General features: G+C 61.0%; 18 protein-coding genes. 9 read left to right on the top strand and 9 right to left on the bottom strand.

Features of this window, described 5'->3' with window-relative positions:
- The first annotated feature begins 393 nt into the window (after nt 1-393).
- From FJ942_RS28300 to FJ942_RS28285, 4 genes are read left to right on the top strand one after another with little or no spacing between them, the layout of a single operon-like run.
- On the top strand, nt 394-912 hold the full coding sequence (locus tag FJ942_RS28300) for a ferritin-like domain-containing protein (RefSeq protein WP_140518325.1): 519 nt from the start codon (nt 394-396) through the stop codon (nt 910-912).
- A gap of 34 nt (nt 913-946) precedes the next feature.
- Nucleotides 947-1,267 (top strand): Rieske 2Fe-2S domain-containing protein, encoded by a 321-nt coding sequence (locus FJ942_RS28295; RefSeq protein WP_140899636.1) that lies wholly within the window; start codon nt 947-949, stop codon nt 1,265-1,267.
- A gap of 2 nt (nt 1,268-1,269) precedes the next feature.
- Nucleotides 1,270-2,556 (top strand): SDR family oxidoreductase, encoded by a 1,287-nt coding sequence (locus FJ942_RS28290; protein WP_140518323.1) that lies wholly within the window; start codon nt 1,270-1,272, stop codon nt 2,554-2,556.
- Complete coding sequence (locus FJ942_RS28285; protein WP_140899634.1) at nt 2,556-3,035, top strand: DUF2269 family protein; 480 nt, start codon at nt 2,556-2,558, stop codon at nt 3,033-3,035. The genes FJ942_RS28290 and FJ942_RS28285 overlap by 1 nt, the downstream gene beginning before the upstream one ends.
- A 159-nt stretch (nt 3,036-3,194) precedes the next feature.
- Here FJ942_RS28285 and FJ942_RS28280 read toward each other — a convergent pair whose 3' ends face one another.
- Both FJ942_RS28280 and FJ942_RS28275 read right to left on the bottom strand, forming a co-directional pair.
- Complete coding sequence (locus FJ942_RS28280) at nt 3,195-4,076, bottom strand: manganese catalase family protein (RefSeq protein WP_140899633.1); 882 nt, start codon at nt 4,074-4,076, stop codon at nt 3,195-3,197.
- A gap of 195 nt (nt 4,077-4,271) precedes the next feature.
- Nucleotides 4,272-5,114 (bottom strand): SIR2 family protein, encoded by an 843-nt coding sequence (locus FJ942_RS28275; RefSeq protein WP_140899631.1) that lies wholly within the window; start codon nt 5,112-5,114, stop codon nt 4,272-4,274.
- Between the two features lie 397 nt (nt 5,115-5,511).
- Between FJ942_RS28275 and FJ942_RS28270 the strand changes: the two genes are divergently transcribed.
- A complete protein-coding gene (locus tag FJ942_RS28270) occupies nt 5,512-6,687 on the top strand; it encodes a beta-glucosidase (RefSeq protein WP_246679907.1) in 1,176 nt (391 codons plus the stop codon).
- A gap of 73 nt (nt 6,688-6,760) precedes the next feature.
- Here FJ942_RS28270 and glf read toward each other — a convergent pair whose 3' ends face one another.
- Together glf and FJ942_RS28260 are read right to left on the bottom strand one after the other, a co-directional pair.
- The gene (gene glf, locus FJ942_RS28265; RefSeq protein WP_140518318.1) at nt 6,761-7,903 is read right to left on the bottom strand and encodes a UDP-galactopyranose mutase; all 1,143 of its coding nucleotides are present in this window, start codon (nt 7,901-7,903) and stop codon (nt 6,761-6,763) included.
- A 2-nt stretch (nt 7,904-7,905) separates the two neighbouring features.
- A complete protein-coding gene (locus tag FJ942_RS28260; protein WP_140819217.1) occupies nt 7,906-9,078 on the bottom strand; it encodes a glycosyltransferase family 1 protein in 1,173 nt (390 codons plus the stop codon).
- 375 nt (nt 9,079-9,453) lie between these two features.
- Here FJ942_RS28260 and FJ942_RS28255 point away from each other — a divergent pair, with 375 nt between their 5' ends.
- Entirely contained in the window at nt 9,454-10,377 is a 924-nt protein-coding gene (locus tag FJ942_RS28255) for a hypothetical protein (RefSeq protein ID WP_140899629.1), read from the top strand.
- Nucleotides 10,378-11,302: 925 nt separating this feature from the next.
- On the opposite strand, the gene FJ942_RS28995 is transcribed toward FJ942_RS28255, so the two are convergent.
- From FJ942_RS28995 to FJ942_RS28240, 5 genes are all read right to left on the bottom strand, one after another.
- Complete coding sequence (locus tag FJ942_RS28995; protein ID WP_246679906.1) at nt 11,303-11,605, bottom strand: hypothetical protein; 303 nt, start codon at nt 11,603-11,605, stop codon at nt 11,303-11,305.
- The gene (locus FJ942_RS28250; RefSeq protein WP_224620027.1) at nt 11,547-12,053 is read right to left on the bottom strand and encodes an ATP-binding cassette domain-containing protein; all 507 of its coding nucleotides are present in this window, start codon (nt 12,051-12,053) and stop codon (nt 11,547-11,549) included. Before FJ942_RS28250 ends, FJ942_RS28995 begins: the two co-directional genes overlap by 59 nt.
- The gene (locus FJ942_RS28990; protein ID WP_246679905.1) at nt 12,046-12,471 is read right to left on the bottom strand and encodes a hypothetical protein; all 426 of its coding nucleotides are present in this window, start codon (nt 12,469-12,471) and stop codon (nt 12,046-12,048) included. Before FJ942_RS28990 ends, FJ942_RS28250 begins: the two co-directional genes overlap by 8 nt.
- Before the next feature lie 31 nt (nt 12,472-12,502).
- Entirely contained in the window at nt 12,503-13,408 is a 906-nt protein-coding gene (locus tag FJ942_RS28985) for a hypothetical protein (RefSeq protein ID WP_246679904.1), read from the bottom strand.
- Between the two features lie 61 nt (nt 13,409-13,469).
- Nucleotides 13,470-13,715, bottom strand: coding sequence for a hypothetical protein (locus FJ942_RS28240; protein WP_181170058.1), 246 nt, complete (start codon nt 13,713-13,715; stop codon nt 13,470-13,472).
- Here FJ942_RS28240 and FJ942_RS28235 point away from each other — a divergent pair.
- The 3 genes from FJ942_RS28235 to FJ942_RS28220 form a co-directional block, all read left to right on the top strand.
- On the top strand, nt 13,714-14,049 hold the full coding sequence (locus FJ942_RS28235; protein ID WP_246679903.1) for a hypothetical protein: 336 nt from the start codon (nt 13,714-13,716) through the stop codon (nt 14,047-14,049). The genes FJ942_RS28240 and FJ942_RS28235 overlap by 2 nt on opposite strands.
- Nucleotides 14,050-14,360: 311 nt before the next feature.
- Complete coding sequence (locus tag FJ942_RS28660; RefSeq protein ID WP_181170059.1) at nt 14,361-14,714, top strand: hypothetical protein; 354 nt, start codon at nt 14,361-14,363, stop codon at nt 14,712-14,714.
- Nucleotides 14,715-15,234: 520 nt separating this feature from the next.
- The coding region (locus FJ942_RS28220) for a hypothetical protein (protein ID WP_140899627.1) at nt 15,235-15,534 on the top strand (300 nt) is incomplete at its 3' end.

Here is a 15,534-nt window from a genome sequence, read left to right as displayed (position 1 = left end):
GCCAAAACGCAGATCGACCTGTTCAGCCAGGATCTTGCGCGATCAAGGCAGATCAGTTTGGGCGAATGGGAAGCGCGTCCCCTGATCGAAAAAGTATCGGACTGGCTGGCCAGCAGACTACACTCGCAACTTTAGAACCTCTTGGTAGGCAAGTGCCCGCAAACGGATACTCGTCGCTCGCGTTATCGAAGTGTCGCATCGGCGCCGTGATAGCGCGCCTGGATGCGGCATTGGCGAGACAGCACCATCGTGTGCGCGTTTAGGCAGTGCGTCGATACCGGTTGTTCGCAACCGACGGCGTGCCGGCCGCCTGCTGAAACACGGCGGAACAAACAACTAGCCGCCTCGTTTGAGCAGGGTGCCGCCCGGCGCGCTCTCAAGCAGGAGATGACGATGGCAACCAAGAAAGCTTCGCAGACAAAGGGACTTGAGGATCTCTTCCAGGATGGCTTGAAGGATATCTACTACGCTGAGCGCAAAATCCTTTCCGCCTTGAAGAAGATGGCGAAGGGAGCTGAATCCGAAAAGGTGATTGCTGCCTTTGAGAAGCATCGAGGGGAGACGGAAGGCCAGATCGAGCGCCTGCAGCAGGTGTTCGAGATCTTCGGCAAGCGGGCACAGGGAAAGACCTGCCCGGCAATCGACGGCATCATCGAAGAAGGGCAGGAGATCCTGGAGGAGTTTCAAGAGGCTCCGGCCCTGGATGCCGGGCTCGTAGCCGCCGCGCAAGCCGTCGAGCACTATGAAATCGCCCGATATGGAACGTTGATCACCTGGGCCGGTTTGCTTGGTCTGAAAAAGGCCGTTCCGCTGCTCGAACAGTCGCTCAAGGAGGAAAAGGCGACGGATGAAGCACTGACGCAACTCGGGGAGGCCGGTGTGAACGAGAGAGCTATGCAAAAGGCAGCATAGATATCCGTACTGGATCACGCCGAGGACGTGCGTCATGGATATCCGGCAAGCCGAAGTAGCGGTCTCCGGGCCTACGGCCGCGAAACAGGTGCCGGTAGATGGGATCGGCTCAGGCGAGGGTCGGCTGATCAATCATGATGGCGAGCGACTCGCTATCAGCAAGGCGGCGGACCGTTCGATTACCGCGTATTCGGCGATCTGTACCCGTCTTGAGTGCAACGACGGGCGGAACCCGGTTGACCAGACATGGTCCTGCTCCTGCCACGGATGCGGCTTCGGCCAGCAAGATGTGGTTCTTTCCGGGCCGGTAACCAGACCGCTCGAGGCCCGGGTGCCGGCGCAGGCCGGACTCTAGGGATGGAGATCCTCGTCACCGGTGCTACAGGTTTGATAGGCTCGTCAGTGTGCGCGCGCCTGGAGGCGGAGGGACACGAAGTACGGCGCGTGCTCCGCAGCGCCCGACCTGCGGGCTTTCCGAAGAATTCGGACGTCATCGTGGATATGACGAAGGCGGTCCGACCGGAGGACTGGTCTTCCCCTCTTTCAGGCGTCGATGCCGTCGTGAACTGCGCCGGCGTGCTGCAGGACAACGCGCGGGAAAGAGTTCAGGAGGTCCATGCCATCGCCGCTTCCGCTCTCTTCAGGGCCTGCGAACGGGCCGGCATCAAGACGGTCATCCACTTCTCGGCGATCGGTGTCGACCGCGATCAGCCGTCCGCCTTCTCCGCCAGCAAGCTGGCCGGCGACAAGGCATTGATGGCGCTCGATGTCGGCTGGGTGATCCTGCGTCCCTCGGTGGTGCTGGGGCGCGGCGTCTTTGGCGCAAGCGCATTGTTGCGTGGGCTGGCCGCACTGCCATTGTTGCCGGCCATGCCTGGGACCGGTCGCCTGCAAGTCGTTCAGCTCGATGACATTGTCTCGACCGTTCTTTTCTTCCTCCAGCCCGCGAGTCCTACTCGCTTGACGCTGGAACTTGCGGGGCCGGAGGCACTCACCATGACAGAGCTCATCAGTCGTTACCGCCAGTGGTTCGGATGGAAAAAGACAGCCGTATTCACCTTGCCCGGCTGGGCGGCGAGAGGCATCTATCGTCTGGGCGATCTGGCTGGATGGCTCGGCTGGCGACCGCCGATCCGCAGCAATGCGCAAAAAGAAATCACTCGAGGCGCTGTCGGTGATCCGCAGCCTTGGATCGCGACGACAGGCATTCACCCGGCAAGCCTCGCATCAGCACTTGCGGCCGACCCGGCAACGGTCCAGGAGCGATGGTTTGCCGGGCTCTATTTCATCAAGCCGGCGATCTTCGTTGTGCTGCCATTCTTCTGGATCATGACCGGCATCATCTCGCTCACGACAGGCTGGCGTAATGGCGTCGAACTGCTGATCGGCACTGCGGTGGCGCCCCACGCCGAGGCCGCGGTCGTGGCCGGTGCAATCGCCGACGCGGCTGTCGGCGCGCTAATTGCCTTCCGGCCGACAAGCCGCCCGGGTCTTTGGGGTGCGATCGCGATCTCGCTGTTCTATGCCATCGCCGGCACCATCCTGCGCCCGGATCTCTGGAACGAGCCACTCGGCCCGCTGATGAAGATCCTGCCGATCCTCACCTTGCACTTCGTTGCCCTGGCGATCCTGGATGAGCGCTGATGCTTTATTTCGTGGTCAAATATCTGCACGTCATCGGCGCAGTCGTGCTGCTTGGGACAGGGGCGGGGATCGCCTTCTTCATGCTCCTCGCCCACCGGACCGGCAATGCCGCAACGATCGCGGCAGTTGCCCGCATCGTGGTTGTCGCTGATTTCCTCTTTACCGCGACTGCCGTCGTCGCGCAGCCGATCACCGGGGTAGCCCTTGCCTGGCAGGCTGGCTATTCACTGAGGGAAGGATGGATCGTGCTGTCGATTGTGCTTTATATCGTGACCGGCCTGTTCTGGCTGCCGGTTGTTTGGATGCAGATGGAGATGCGCAATCTGGCGGCGCGCGCCGCCACATCTGGCGACCCGCCGCCGGAGCGATACAACAAGCTGTTTCGGATGTGGTTTGTCTTCGGCTTCCCAGCCTTCGCCGCCGTGCTCGCCATCTTCTGGCTCATGATCACGCGTCCCCTCATCGATTTGTTCGATTGACGGTGACGATGGTTCGCTGGCCAAGTGATGGGCAGCAGGTGAGTTCCGCCAATACGGCTACTTCACCCTGAGCAGAGGCGCGACGCCGTAGAGTGCTTTCCCCCGGGATTGGCGGCACGGGAGAAAGCGTTGGCGTCAGCCCCGAGCTGGAAGGTGTCACTAGGCGCGAGCGCGGTTGCCGTCCGACCCCCTGGCGCGACTGGAGCCTTTGGCAGAACCGATCTGTTCGCTCTGTGCTCCGCTGTCCACGCGGGGTGAGCCAAGCATGGGTTCCTCACCCATCGGCTGGCCCGCGACCGTCGTGAACTCTCCGTTGCCGTCAATGGATTTGCCGCTCGACCAACGGCCCTCGGGCGGCGGCACGCCGTCGACGAAACAGTTGACGAATGCATAGCTGAGGTCGCGAAGTTCCTGTTCCTGGGGGAAGGAGTTTGGAACCGGCAGCGAGGCCGCGAGTCCACCCATATCCTCGATGGCTGCTAACCATTGCTGCTGGTGCATCGTGTCGCGGGCGATCAGGAATGACAGCATCTCTCTCATGCCAGGATCGTCGGTCATATTGTAGAGGCGTGTGGCAAGCACTCTGCCACTGCTTTCTGCCGTGACATTGGCCATCATGTCGGCGGCGAGATTGCCGCTGGCGTAGACGTGTGAAGCGCTGAAGGGCACGCCGTTTGAATTTTCCGGCAATGCCGCGAGTCCGGTGGAAAGGATGTGGCGGAAGTTCATGCCGTTCAACACGGAGCCGCCGATCGTATCGGCTGAAATGTCTTCTTGCAAAGACAGCGGCGCCCCTTCCAGATTCAACGCCACGGCCGTCGCGAGCATCTCGATGTGGGCGAGTTCCTCAGTGGCGGTGTTCAGCAGCAGGTCCCGGTACTTGCTTGGGCCGCGCGCCCCCCAGGCCTGGAAGAAGTACTGCAGCGCAACTCGTATCTCGCCTTCGACGCCCCCGATCGCCTGCTGCAAGGCGCGAGCGAAGATCGGGCTGGGCGTTTCCACGCGCACAGGGAATTGCAATTTCTTGTCGGTGTAAAACATCTCATGTTTCTCCATTGATCTCGCCCAACCGACCGCAGAACAAGATGTTCCTTCTGTTCGACAGTATTTATCCTGACCATGTCGAGTTGTACGCGCGTGCGCGCAATGTGTGCAATCCGCTTCGGCAGGGCGCGATTGTTTGGCGCAAGACCACGATGAAGCGAACCGCGACGGTGACCGCCTTCACCGTCGCCCTCAGGACGCCTTGGTCTCCGGTTCATCGCCGGTCATGGTGTGAAGGAGCTTGGACAGGAACGCTGCTAGCGCTTGTTCAGGCTGGGCCGCCTCTTCGCTCAACATTTCTATGCCCCATCGACCCAGCACCGCTTCCTGGACCACGTTCGGGCTAGGCATGAATATGAACGATCTGGGGCGGTCGTCCTCGTAGCCCGACAGCCTCCAAGTCTGCCACAGGCGGTGCAAAAGCAGGCGGATGTTCATATCCGACATGCTGTAGCCGATGAAAAGGATCGTCCGCCCCAATGCATCCGCGCGGAATTTCACATCCAGGGGTGAATCGAAGGACAGCCGGTCGAAATAGTCGGTCTCGGCCAGAATGAGGGAGGAGTCGTCGTCGAAGTCGCCGTGGTATTTGACGATCTGGGTGACCCCGTTGCTGGCTTTGGCGATGTCTTTTGCGTTTGCCACCTTCACGTAGTCGCGGTTATGGACTTCGAAGGCGACCTCGAGGTTGCGATCGTAGTTGGTCGTGTAGATGATCGGGAAGTCCAGTGCCACGATCAGGCGGTGGATCTCCGAACGTCTCACTTTCTCATGCGAGACACTCCAGTTCCGATCCATCCAGCTTCGCAGCGGTCCGATGGTGCCCCGCTTCAACCGGTAGAACTCCGCCAGGGTCTGGTAGCTGACGTCCGACGGCGCGATGATGCCATCATCGATGCCCAGGTCCTCGACCAGATGATCGATGAGCTTACGCCAGGAGGGCAGGCCGACACTCATTGACACGCCAGCCCCAACGAACAGGATCGCGCGCCGCTCCCTGACGGAACGCGCGAGCTCCTCGATGGGGGAAAGCATGGACAAACCTCCGACCGATAATCATCCCAACTACCGGGACGGTCGCCGGTTCCATTCTCGTGCAGGCGGTGACCCGCCGTGGGGTTTGCGACGCGCCGGGGAACAATCATCCGCATGGGGTTCGTAACGGGCGCAGCCGGAACAAAGCATTGTGCTCGCGGTTTAGCTCCGGCGCCGATCGCCAGCGGAGAAATGCATCAATGACAATCAAGGAGCCGGCACACTCGGGTAGGCTAGCCTGGCCGCACACAGCCAAGCGCGGCATGGACGAGCAGGACAGAAGCCAAGCAGAGGCTCGCGCCAGTCGGCATCCTGAAGCCGATCCTGTCGACGAATCGCGTAGCACCGTGAACTGTAACGAGCTACGGGCAAATCGCCAGACCCGCGAGAGAGCATGATGGCCAGGCCGGCCCCCACCGAACGATCCGGCTCGGTCCAGGATGTGGTAGACGGTGGTCAACACCGAGCGGTCGGCCGAACCTTCGAAAGCTTCTTCATGGCCGGCTTTGAATGTTCCTCCCACAGGCGGAACGACGGTGTCCGGCTCGATCTTGTTCGCGCTACCTCGCACAACATCCATGCCTTGGCGGACTACCGGAGCTGTGCCGAGCTCGGGCTTCGAACGATCCGAGACGGGTTGCGCTGGCACCTGATCGAAACGGCGCCGGGCATCTATGACTGGTCGAGTTGGGCGGCCATGATCGAAGCGGCTCGTGCCGTTGGCGTGCAGGTGATCTGGGATGTTTTTCATTACGGGTCGCCCGATCACATCAATCAGGGATCGCAGGAATTCATCGATTCATACGCCGCTTTTGCCACGGAGGCCGTGCGGTTCCATCGCTCCTTCACGGGCACCTCTCCGCTGCTTTGTCCAATCAACGAAATCTCGTTCTTTGCCTGGGCCGTCGAAGTCGGCTACTTCCCGCGTGTAGGCCCAAAGAAGCGCGGATGGTTCAAACGGCATCTCGTTAAGGCAGCGGTCGCGGGCATCCGTGCAATGCGACAGGCCGACCCCGACTGTCGATTCGTCTGGGCTGAGCCGCTGATCCATATCGCGCCTCGCGACGGCAGCCGAGCGGAACGGCAACGCGCGCAGAACGCCCGGCGAGGTCAGTTCGAGGCGTATGAGATGCTGATGGGACAGGTCGAGCCTGAACTGGGCGGCAGCCAAGATCTTGTCGACGTGATTGGCCTGAACTTTTATCCTCACAACCAATGGTATCTAAACGGTCCGACCATTCCCATGGGCCACCATGAATATCGGGCGCTGTCCGAGATGTTGCTCGAGGTCGCTCACAGGTTCCGCAAGCCGATGTTCATTGCTGAAACCGGGTCCGAAGGATCCGCCGGGCCAGCATGGCTGCATTATGTCTGCGATGAGGTCCGCGCCGCGATGAAGCTGGGCGTCCCCATCCAAGGCATTTGCATTTATCCCGTGACGGCCTATCCGGGTTGGGACAATTCCCGCCACGCCGAAGTCGGCTTGTTTTCTACCGTGCACGCGGATGGTTCGCGCAGCATCCGGCAGCCAGTTGCGGACGAGCTGGCGCGCCAGCGCCTTCTGTTCGCGTAAGCCCGGCCATCACGCGTGCAGCATGGGCCTGTCGGGTAGAACGGCATCGCGTTCGGCTTCGTCCGGCAAATGGTTACGGCGCGAGCACAGCAAATGTCGGCGCCTCCAAAGAAGCCGAGGCCGGCAGGGTCTTTTGTATCCTCGCGAATGTGGCCAAGGCCTGACCCACCACTTGATCCATGTTGTAATAACGGTACGTCGCTAGCCGTCCAACGAACCAGACGTTTGGGCAGGCGTCCGCCATTGCCTCGTAGCGTTTGTACAGCTCCTCGTTCTCGGCTCTCGGAACAGGATAATAGGGATCGCCTATATCAGTCGGGTATTCGTAGGTGAGGCTGGTTTTCGGATGCCGTTGGCCTGTCAGATGCTTATACTCCGTGACGCGGGTGTAGTTTTCCGTCTGCGGATAGTTCACCACCGCCACTGGCTGGAATTGTTCGCAATCCACTGTCACATGGTCGAACCGCAAGGAACGGTAAGGCAGACGGCCGAGCCTCCAATCAAAATATTCGTCAATCGGCCCGGTATAGATCAGCTGCCGAAAGCCGATCTTCTCGCGTATCTCGCCATAGTCGGTCTGCAGCATCACCTTGATTTCAGGCCTGTCCAGCATCCGCTCGAACATCCGCGTATAGCCACCGGCGGGCATGTTCTGGAACGTGTCGCCAAAATAGCGGTCGTCGCGGGTGGTGCGGGTCGGCACCCGTGCCGTTACGGACTTGCTCAGTTGAGACGGATCCACGCCCCATTGTTTACGGGTATAACCGCGGAAGAATTTTTCGTAGAGTTCCCTGCCCACGGTGCTGACGACCACGTCTTCGGCGGTTCGGACCTCCTCCACCGTTTCGCGTCGCGAAGCGAAGAAGTCTTCCAGTTGGTCGGAGGTGAGATCAAGTCCGTAAAGACGATTGATTGTGTCGAGATTGATCGGGATGGGCAGCAGTTTGCCGTCCACCGAAGACAGGACGCGATGTTCGTAGGGCCGCCACGCCGTGAACTGCGACAGATAGTCGACGATGGATTGCGCGTTGGTGTGGAAGATGTGGGGACCATAGCGATGGATCAGGAGTCCCGCTTCGTCGTAGCAGTCATAGGCGTTGCCGCCGACATGATTTCTGCGGTCTATGAGCAGGACACTTTCGCGGCGTTGCGATGCAATGCGCTCGGCAAGCACGCTGCCGGCAAAGCCGGCTCCGACGATCAGCCAGTCGAACATCGTCAGGCTCTCCTGCGCAGCGGAACGACAGTTTTCATCGCCTGGACACCCTGGATGTGTGAGGCCATGGCATCCCAAGTACGTTCCCACGACTTGTCGGCGAGGTAGGCATCAACTTCCCTCACCTGCAGGTCTTTGGGGCGGGCCAGAATGGAGCGAAGCTTGATCGCAATATCGTCGGCGTCGACGATCTCGACGAGACCCGCCGCACCGTAGGTGCGAACGACATCGACGATGGCGGTGGAGATCACCGGCAGTCCGGCCGCAAGAAACTCGGGGGTCTTGGTTGGGCTGATGTATCTCGTTGCCTCATTGAGTGCGAATGGCATCCATCCGCCTGCCCAATGACGGAGATAGCTCGGCAGGTCGGCATAGTTCTTGGGACCGAGCCAATGCAAATTGCCAGCCCGTGGCAGGATCGCCGAATCGATCTTGACCACCGGCCCCAGCATGACGAACTGGATGTCGGGCATTGCCGCAGCCGTCTGGCCCACAAGGGCGATGTCGAGCCGTTCATCTATCACGCCGAAATAGCCGACCCTTGGATGGGGGATGCCTGCCTGGTCGGCCGGTTCGTCGCCACCCCCTCTCGCCCTGCTGAAATGAGCAGCATCGATGCTGCTTGGGAACGGAAAAATTGAACGATGCTGACTGCGCTTTGCCTCATAGAGGCTTTGCCCGCCCGTGAAGACCAGATCGGCGCGGCCGAACAACTCCTTTTCCATCTGTGCCAATTCCGCCGGCGCGTCGCGGAAGGCGGACAACTCGTCCATGCAATCGTAGATGCACACATTGCAGCGAAGATGGCTGCTGAAGCGCAGCGCCATTGGCGTGTAATACCAGGCAATCAGCCGGTCATGAGGAACCGGCGCGACGAGTTCATTGACGAAACTTCGCTGGATCGCATCCACCTTTGTCGCTGATGTTCCAATGGGGACGACCGGCGTGACAACCCTGATTGCCGGAGCTACGTCGTTCACGCGCATGAAGGGACCGCGGACATCTTCGAAGGCTGGTTCTTCGAAGTAAATTACCTGTTGCTGCCGGGCGGCGAGGGTCAGGAGGTGCTGTGGCCTTTGAAATACAAAATTCCATCGGAGATGTGAAAAGCAGATAAGTACTGAATTATACGCCTGTGATGTGCTTTTTTTTGTTTTTGAAAGCGCGATGTCCATATATTTTCCCTTTTAATACGAGTTATAACCGCGAAAATTAACGTAGGTTAATTTTTCACGTTGCCATCTGATACCCATCAGTTCTATCTAACTTGCGATTCAGTAAGTTGTTCCAACGGGATTAATTGACCCGCGTAGGTCGATCGCCGGCCTCGCCCGACTGCTTCGCAGGCGGTGTCGGAATGCGGCATGAGATCCGCTGGAATTGGGACTACGGCGGCGCCCTAACGTGGCGCTTTGCCACGCATCCAGCTGTTGAAGGCCGGCGGGAAAATCAACACGTGTTAGCCGACGCTGCTAGAATACGAACGCCTCGAATCAGTTTGTTTGGACCTGGGTGTCGGAAGCTGAGAGAGGCGGTCGAGGTTTGTGGACATGAAGATCAATTTCGAAACGCACGTCTTTCCGTTGTTTCACCCGCAGCAGGTGGACGACCTGAAAGATCCTTGTCCCGTATTCGACGGAACGCTCTGGCACATGTTCGGATCGAGCGGCACCGTTACGAGGGAGGAATGGAAGATACTGCACGCCACAGCGCCGGATCCGCGTGGCCCCTGGACCGAGCATGAACCGATCGCCTTGCCGATCACCGGCTCGGGTGTGGCGGCGCCCGGTGTCATCCACGAAGGCGGGGTTTTCCACATGTTCATCCAGACCGAATTCATGAAGTCGGGTGGGCGGTGCGAGCATGCGGTGTCTAATGATGGTTTCCACTGGGTTGTTTTGACGTCGGCGATATTATCCCTGCCGGACACCGATGAAGATGGCATCTACGATCCCCATCCGGCGGTCATCGGCGGCAGGCGCTACATCGTCTACTCGGGAATGCCGAAGTTCAGCAGGGTCCCGCAACCCGACGTCTATCTCGCACGCAGCCAGTCCGACTCCTGGTTCGGACCATGGAAGCGCGTTGGCAAGATCCTGGACCACCTGGACGTTCCGCATCACAACGCACGCGAGCATCCCGACTATGAATGGGGCATCGAAGGCGCTCAACTGGTCGAGTTGCCGGATGGACGCGTGCTGCTCAATGCAACCTGCTTCCTGCCCGAGGGGCCGCGCGGCAGCCGCCAGCGTGTATTCTTCGCAATTGCCGATCGCGTCGAAGGACCTTACGTGTCCGTCGGCCCAGTGCTGGATCCGGGCGAGCCGGGAGAGAACGGGCACTCGACTGTGATGATAGAGGGCCGGCAACTGACGCTGTTCTATCAGAGCCGGCGCGAGGCAACGAATCACAGGTGGCGCTATGGGCTGGCCACGTGCGACCTGGATCAGCAGATTTTTTCAAACGTCGCTTGACCCAGCGCGCCCGGAAAGGCGCCATCACCGCGACGGTCAACCGTCCCCTACGCCTGTAAGTGAGGACACAAGTGCTCGCTTCGATCGCGGATCGGACGACACCCGCAGGCAATCAGCCCTGGGGTGGATCTCCGCGATCGCGGTAGCGGCGACGTCTTCGCTGAATCTGATACGGACGTTCGGGCATTGCGGTCGCGGGAGGATTCCGGGTCGATGGGTGGTCTTCCTTGAGAAGGCGAATGATGGCGTCAACCGGATCCGCCAGCGATTCACGCGCCCGCGGTCGAAGCATGTGCCTGAGACCTGATACGATTTGCTGCAGCATCAAACTCCACCTATTGTTCGGGCTGCCAAACATCGTTTGCCAAGATTTGTTCCGGCCCGTGGCTGCGCGGTCGTGGTCTGGACATGGACTATCATCATCCTCATCGCCGCAATGCCGAAAACAGAGCATCAGACCCTTATGCTTCGACCACCGCCCCATCCCTCCCACGGGCGAGCACGGAGCGGGGCATGGCCGAGTCGCTGGTGAAAACGGCAGAGTGACGTCAAAATTTCCCACTAATCAGCTGCCAACGACTTCTCAACCGTCGAGCAGATAGCCCTTGATGGGAGCGGGGTCTCCCCACGACGTTGGCGACCGGCCAGCGTCTTCCATCTGCGGGTGACGATGAGGCCATCTGGCAGTGGTGCCGTCGGCGGGAGGGACTGGCGCTGAGGAGGACAACCGGTTACCCTTTCCCAACGGCTCGTCGGTGGGGGATGGGAGTGCCAGGCTGACGCCGGCGGCCCACGTTTCGGTTGGCGACGCTGCTATCGACCAGAGACCTCGAAAGCTCGCTGGCGATCGCCTAGGCTCAGGGTGCACCCCCGCCGGTTGATCGTCACTCTCGACTTCCCCATGTCTGCGGCCGAGGTTACCGCTTCACCAGCTCATGGGTTCCGACAGCACCTGCATGATGTTGAGCTCAAAGGTCCCGGGTGCGTGGCTGGCGTCGGCCAACTGCCGGGCGTCCCACTCTCGGGCAATGCTGCCCTCGGCCAGAAGCACCGCGCGGCTGCACAGGCCGGGAACCGCTTCGACCAGGTGGGTGGAGATGATGACGGCTTGGCGGCGGCTCGCCGCCAATGCAAGGACGACGCGTTTGACCTCGAAGGCGGCAAGCGGATCAAGGCCGTTCAGGGACTCGTCCAGGAAGCGGCGGCGCCCCGAGGAGAGCCGCGGCAATGGCGATCTTGGCCCGCGTACCGAGTGAATATTCGGCGATTGGTCGGTCGAGCCAGCGGTTGAGCCCGAGCCGGTCGGCGACATTGACGCCAGGCCAGTCGTCTTCGGCGCAGCCGCGGATCGAGGCGACGAGCTCAAGATATTGCCGCCCGGTCAGCGCCACTGGTAGATCGGATGGATCCATGGCAAGGCCGAAGCCGAACTTGGCGCGCTCCGGTGCGCCGGCAAGGTCGATCCCGTCGATCGCCACGGTCCCCCCAAGTGGCGGAATCTGGCCGGTGATCGCCCTGAGCAAGGTGGACTTGCCCGAGCCGTTGGCGCCAAGCAGGCCAAGGATGTCGCCTCGGTCGATCGACAGATCGATGTCGCTGACGACCGCGCGGCCCCCATAGCCGGCGCTGAGCCCGCGAACCGCGAGTATCTCGACGGGATCGGCGCTGCTATCCATGGCGATATCTCCGTTGCGCCCGGTGCCACAGGAACAGGACAAGGGCGGCAAAGCCAATCAGCACCGTGCGCCCATATTCGAGCGACTCGTAGCTGGTGTAGGCGATAGCCCCGAGGAAGCTCAGCGCGGCGACGAACGGCGCGGCCATGAAATAGGCCGCAAACACCGCATAGGCGCCGTTCAGCGCCAGCAGCCAGAAACCGCTGGCAAGCGGCATAGCCCAGGCCGACGGCTCTGCCGCTAGGGCAGCGGTGGCGGGCAGGACAAAATAGCCGACCGACAGTTGCAGCGGGAGCCGCGTCAGGCGCAGCCAGACCCTCGCGAAGCCGAGCGGGGCAGTGCGCAACACTGGCGAGCCGAGCGGATGGAACCGCGCGCTCAGCATGAATATGAGAAGGCCACCGGTCAGGCCGGCCATGGCCGCCGGCACCGCGTCATGGCGAACCAAGCTAATGGAAGCGGAGGTTGGCGCCCCCAGACCGAACAGGACAGCTGCTCCCGCCAGCCGCCATGAAAGCGTTACGTGGCCGGCGGGCAAACCCCAGGCCCAGCTCGAGATCCAGGTCGGCGTCGAGCGATCGAAGGCGCCGAGCAAAGGCTTGCGTCCGCCGCGAACGCTCACCGGATGGGCAGTGTCGGTGTTGACCAGATCGCGAGCGCTGCGCAGGCGCAGGACGGCTGCCGTGCAAACCCGCGCCAAACAGGATCGCAGCGCCGAGACCCCAGGCGTGTGCGAGCGGTTTTGCGATGACGAAACAGCCAAGGCCCACTGCCGCCGCGACGATGAAGGTAGTGAGAACGCCTGGCACACACGCTGCCGTCGCCGCCATGCGCCGGCGCTCTACGAGTGAAAGTGGCAATGCCCTGAGAAAAGGCGCGAAGGCGCGCGACAGGCAAAGCCTGGCGAGCGCGCTACCGGTGAAGGTGCCAAGCAGTAGAAGTGCGGCCGGCAGTCCGACCGTCCACATCATCTGGGCCTGCCTAAGCGTGGCGGATGTCGCCTGCAATGCGACGACGATGTCGGCAACGGCGTAGGCGAACAAAGCACCACCTCCAGCGGCGATCCAAACAAGATCGCGGCGGCGCGTCGAGCGCAAGCCAGCCGAGAGTTCGCGCCGGAGTAGGGTCAGGACAAGCCTGTCGTGCCGCATTGTTCTATCATCGCGATCGACCTCGCAAACCGGTTGGATGTCGACATAGGTCGGCGACGATTGTGCCGCCAGTAGGGCCGTCGCCCTCAGCCTCCCATGCGCGGGCTTTGCGCTGACGTTTCTCAGCGCTGACAGGAGACAGTCCTGCATCGTCGCCTGAAGGCTGGTTGTGACGGTGCGCACCGCTGTCATCGCGTTGTTCACCGCGGCTTCGTTGAAGGGCGTGGCTACTGCGCCGTCGCCAAATTAGCGCGCGGTGCGCAGGTCACCCAGCGCCTGGAAGGCGCCCACGGTTGTCGCACAGCATGCCGCGGTTGCCGAGCCGCGCCTGCGCGGTCTCGGCGCGGTCCTTAATGGCGTGGCGGGCGCTCTCTATTTCATTCCTCTCGATGACGCCGTTGCCATTACGGTCGAGATTCCTGAACAGGCGCTCGCGGGCGGTCGCCACCTCCTTCGAGATGACGCCGTCGCCGTTGGTGTCCATCCGTTGCTGAATACGCTTGCCGGGCATGTCCGTGCCGATCGGCGCGTGCCCGCTCGGCCTGCGCGGCTATCAGATTACCGAGACCGGCACCGAAGTCGGTGGCTGCGTCGTGCGCGAATGCCGCTTGCCCAGCCTCTCGGCATGGGGCCGGGTGGGCGACTATCGCCAATATCAGCTCAGCCAGATGCCCAATGTCGACGTCTATTTCGAAAGCCGATTGTCGGCGCAGGACTTACTGGCCTTGGGCTTTCAGAACATCGCCATCGCCACCGGATCGACATGGCTCCGCGGCGGCGTGGCGCGCGCATGTCGTGCCGATGCCGGTGGACCCAGCCGTGGCGGCATACACGCCGCCATGTAGCGCGGCCTGCCGGTTATCTCCTAATCGGAGGCTTTCAATTTGTTTATCGCCAACGCCACGAAACTTCGGCCCTTGCACTGTTCCCATACAATGTACGTGTTCCCCAGACTCGCCCGCTTGCCGAGATGTGGCAGGCTTTTTCCGCTTAGATGCAACCAATGGTTTGGGGCCACGTTGCTGCCCTGGGCCAGCATCGTCCTCCGTTGGCCAGCTCCCAGAAGCCCGTCACTGCTTCTCAGTGGCGGGCTTTTTTCTTTTCCGAGAAACGAAGGGCCAGTTGGCTAGTTTGGTTGCGAAGGAGGATCGATCCGATGCAAAAGGATAGCGACGGGCACGAGAGGGAGAATCAGCAATTGCTCGCCCGACGGCTCGCAAACGAGGTCGGCATTCCCGAAGTGGATGCACTGGATCTGATCAAGCTCATCGGGACAGACTGGAACTCGCTGCTGCGCGAAGCCCGGTTTCTAAAAAACCCAGCGCCGGCCATTTTGATGTCGGCCAGGATCGCGGCCCGTGAAGCCCTTGCGCGACCGGAGGTCCTGCTGCATGTTTTCGCGGTTGGACTTCCGGGAGAAAATCATGCCAATTCAACGAAAGGCGGCCGAGGCCGGTATTTTCAACGAATCCGAGTTGGCACTGCTTGGGCGGGTTTTCGACGAGCTTAAGCTAGACGACCCATTGCCTGATGAGCGCGACTCGATTGCCTCCCGGATCTTTGCAAATTACAGGGCGGGGGGTCGACGAGGCCGAGTTGATTGCGCTATCGAAGCAGCCGCTGGGCCGTTAGCCAAAGTCACGGAAACTTACCGCCTGCCCAGTCTTTGCGTTTAAGGGCGTCTCTCCCGCATTTCGCCGACGTCTTTTTGCGGCCAAACACTTGCTACCGAAGGGTGGCGGGCTTTTTACTGTGTGGGTGGAACCCCATCTGGCGACAATCGTTCTGTGCGGCAACACTGCGGGACCGTTAGATCGGGGCGACGATGCGGAGAAGGCAACGGTTCACCGACAAAGAAAGGCACGAGAGAAAGGAGCGTACCTCGGATGTTGCGCGCGAGTCGATCGAGGTCGAGCGGGCGGCACGGGATGCGAAGACAGCTCGGCTCCGGGAGCAGCGGCTGACGGCTGAGATTCACAGCTCAGCACCTAAGAAGGTGCAGCCCCGATAGCTGCTTAAGGGAGGCAGCGATGCTCGATACCCATGATACCCATATAGACATTGCGCGGGCGGCTATTGAAGCCACCTTTTTGTTGCGACGTCATTCCATGGTAGCAAACGCCGCATTTCGGCGCGATATTGATCACTCCCGACGCGTGCTCGCGGCATCACGAGAGCTTCTGAAACGGCTGCGCCAAAGCCATGGCGATGACACCGCCCGAGCTTGGGCGGATGCAGACCCGGCTCCCTCCACTATCTCAGCGTTCGATGCCGATGTTCTCCGGGCAGTGTTCAAAGATTTGGTGTTGGGAACATACGCGCCCAAATGT

Source organism: Mesorhizobium sp. B2-4-2 (assembly GCF_006442845.1).
GTDB lineage: Bacteria > Pseudomonadota > Alphaproteobacteria > Rhizobiales > Rhizobiaceae > Mesorhizobium.
The sequence above is the reverse complement of the archived record's forward strand: the minus strand, read 5'-3'. Positions and strand labels throughout refer to the sequence as shown.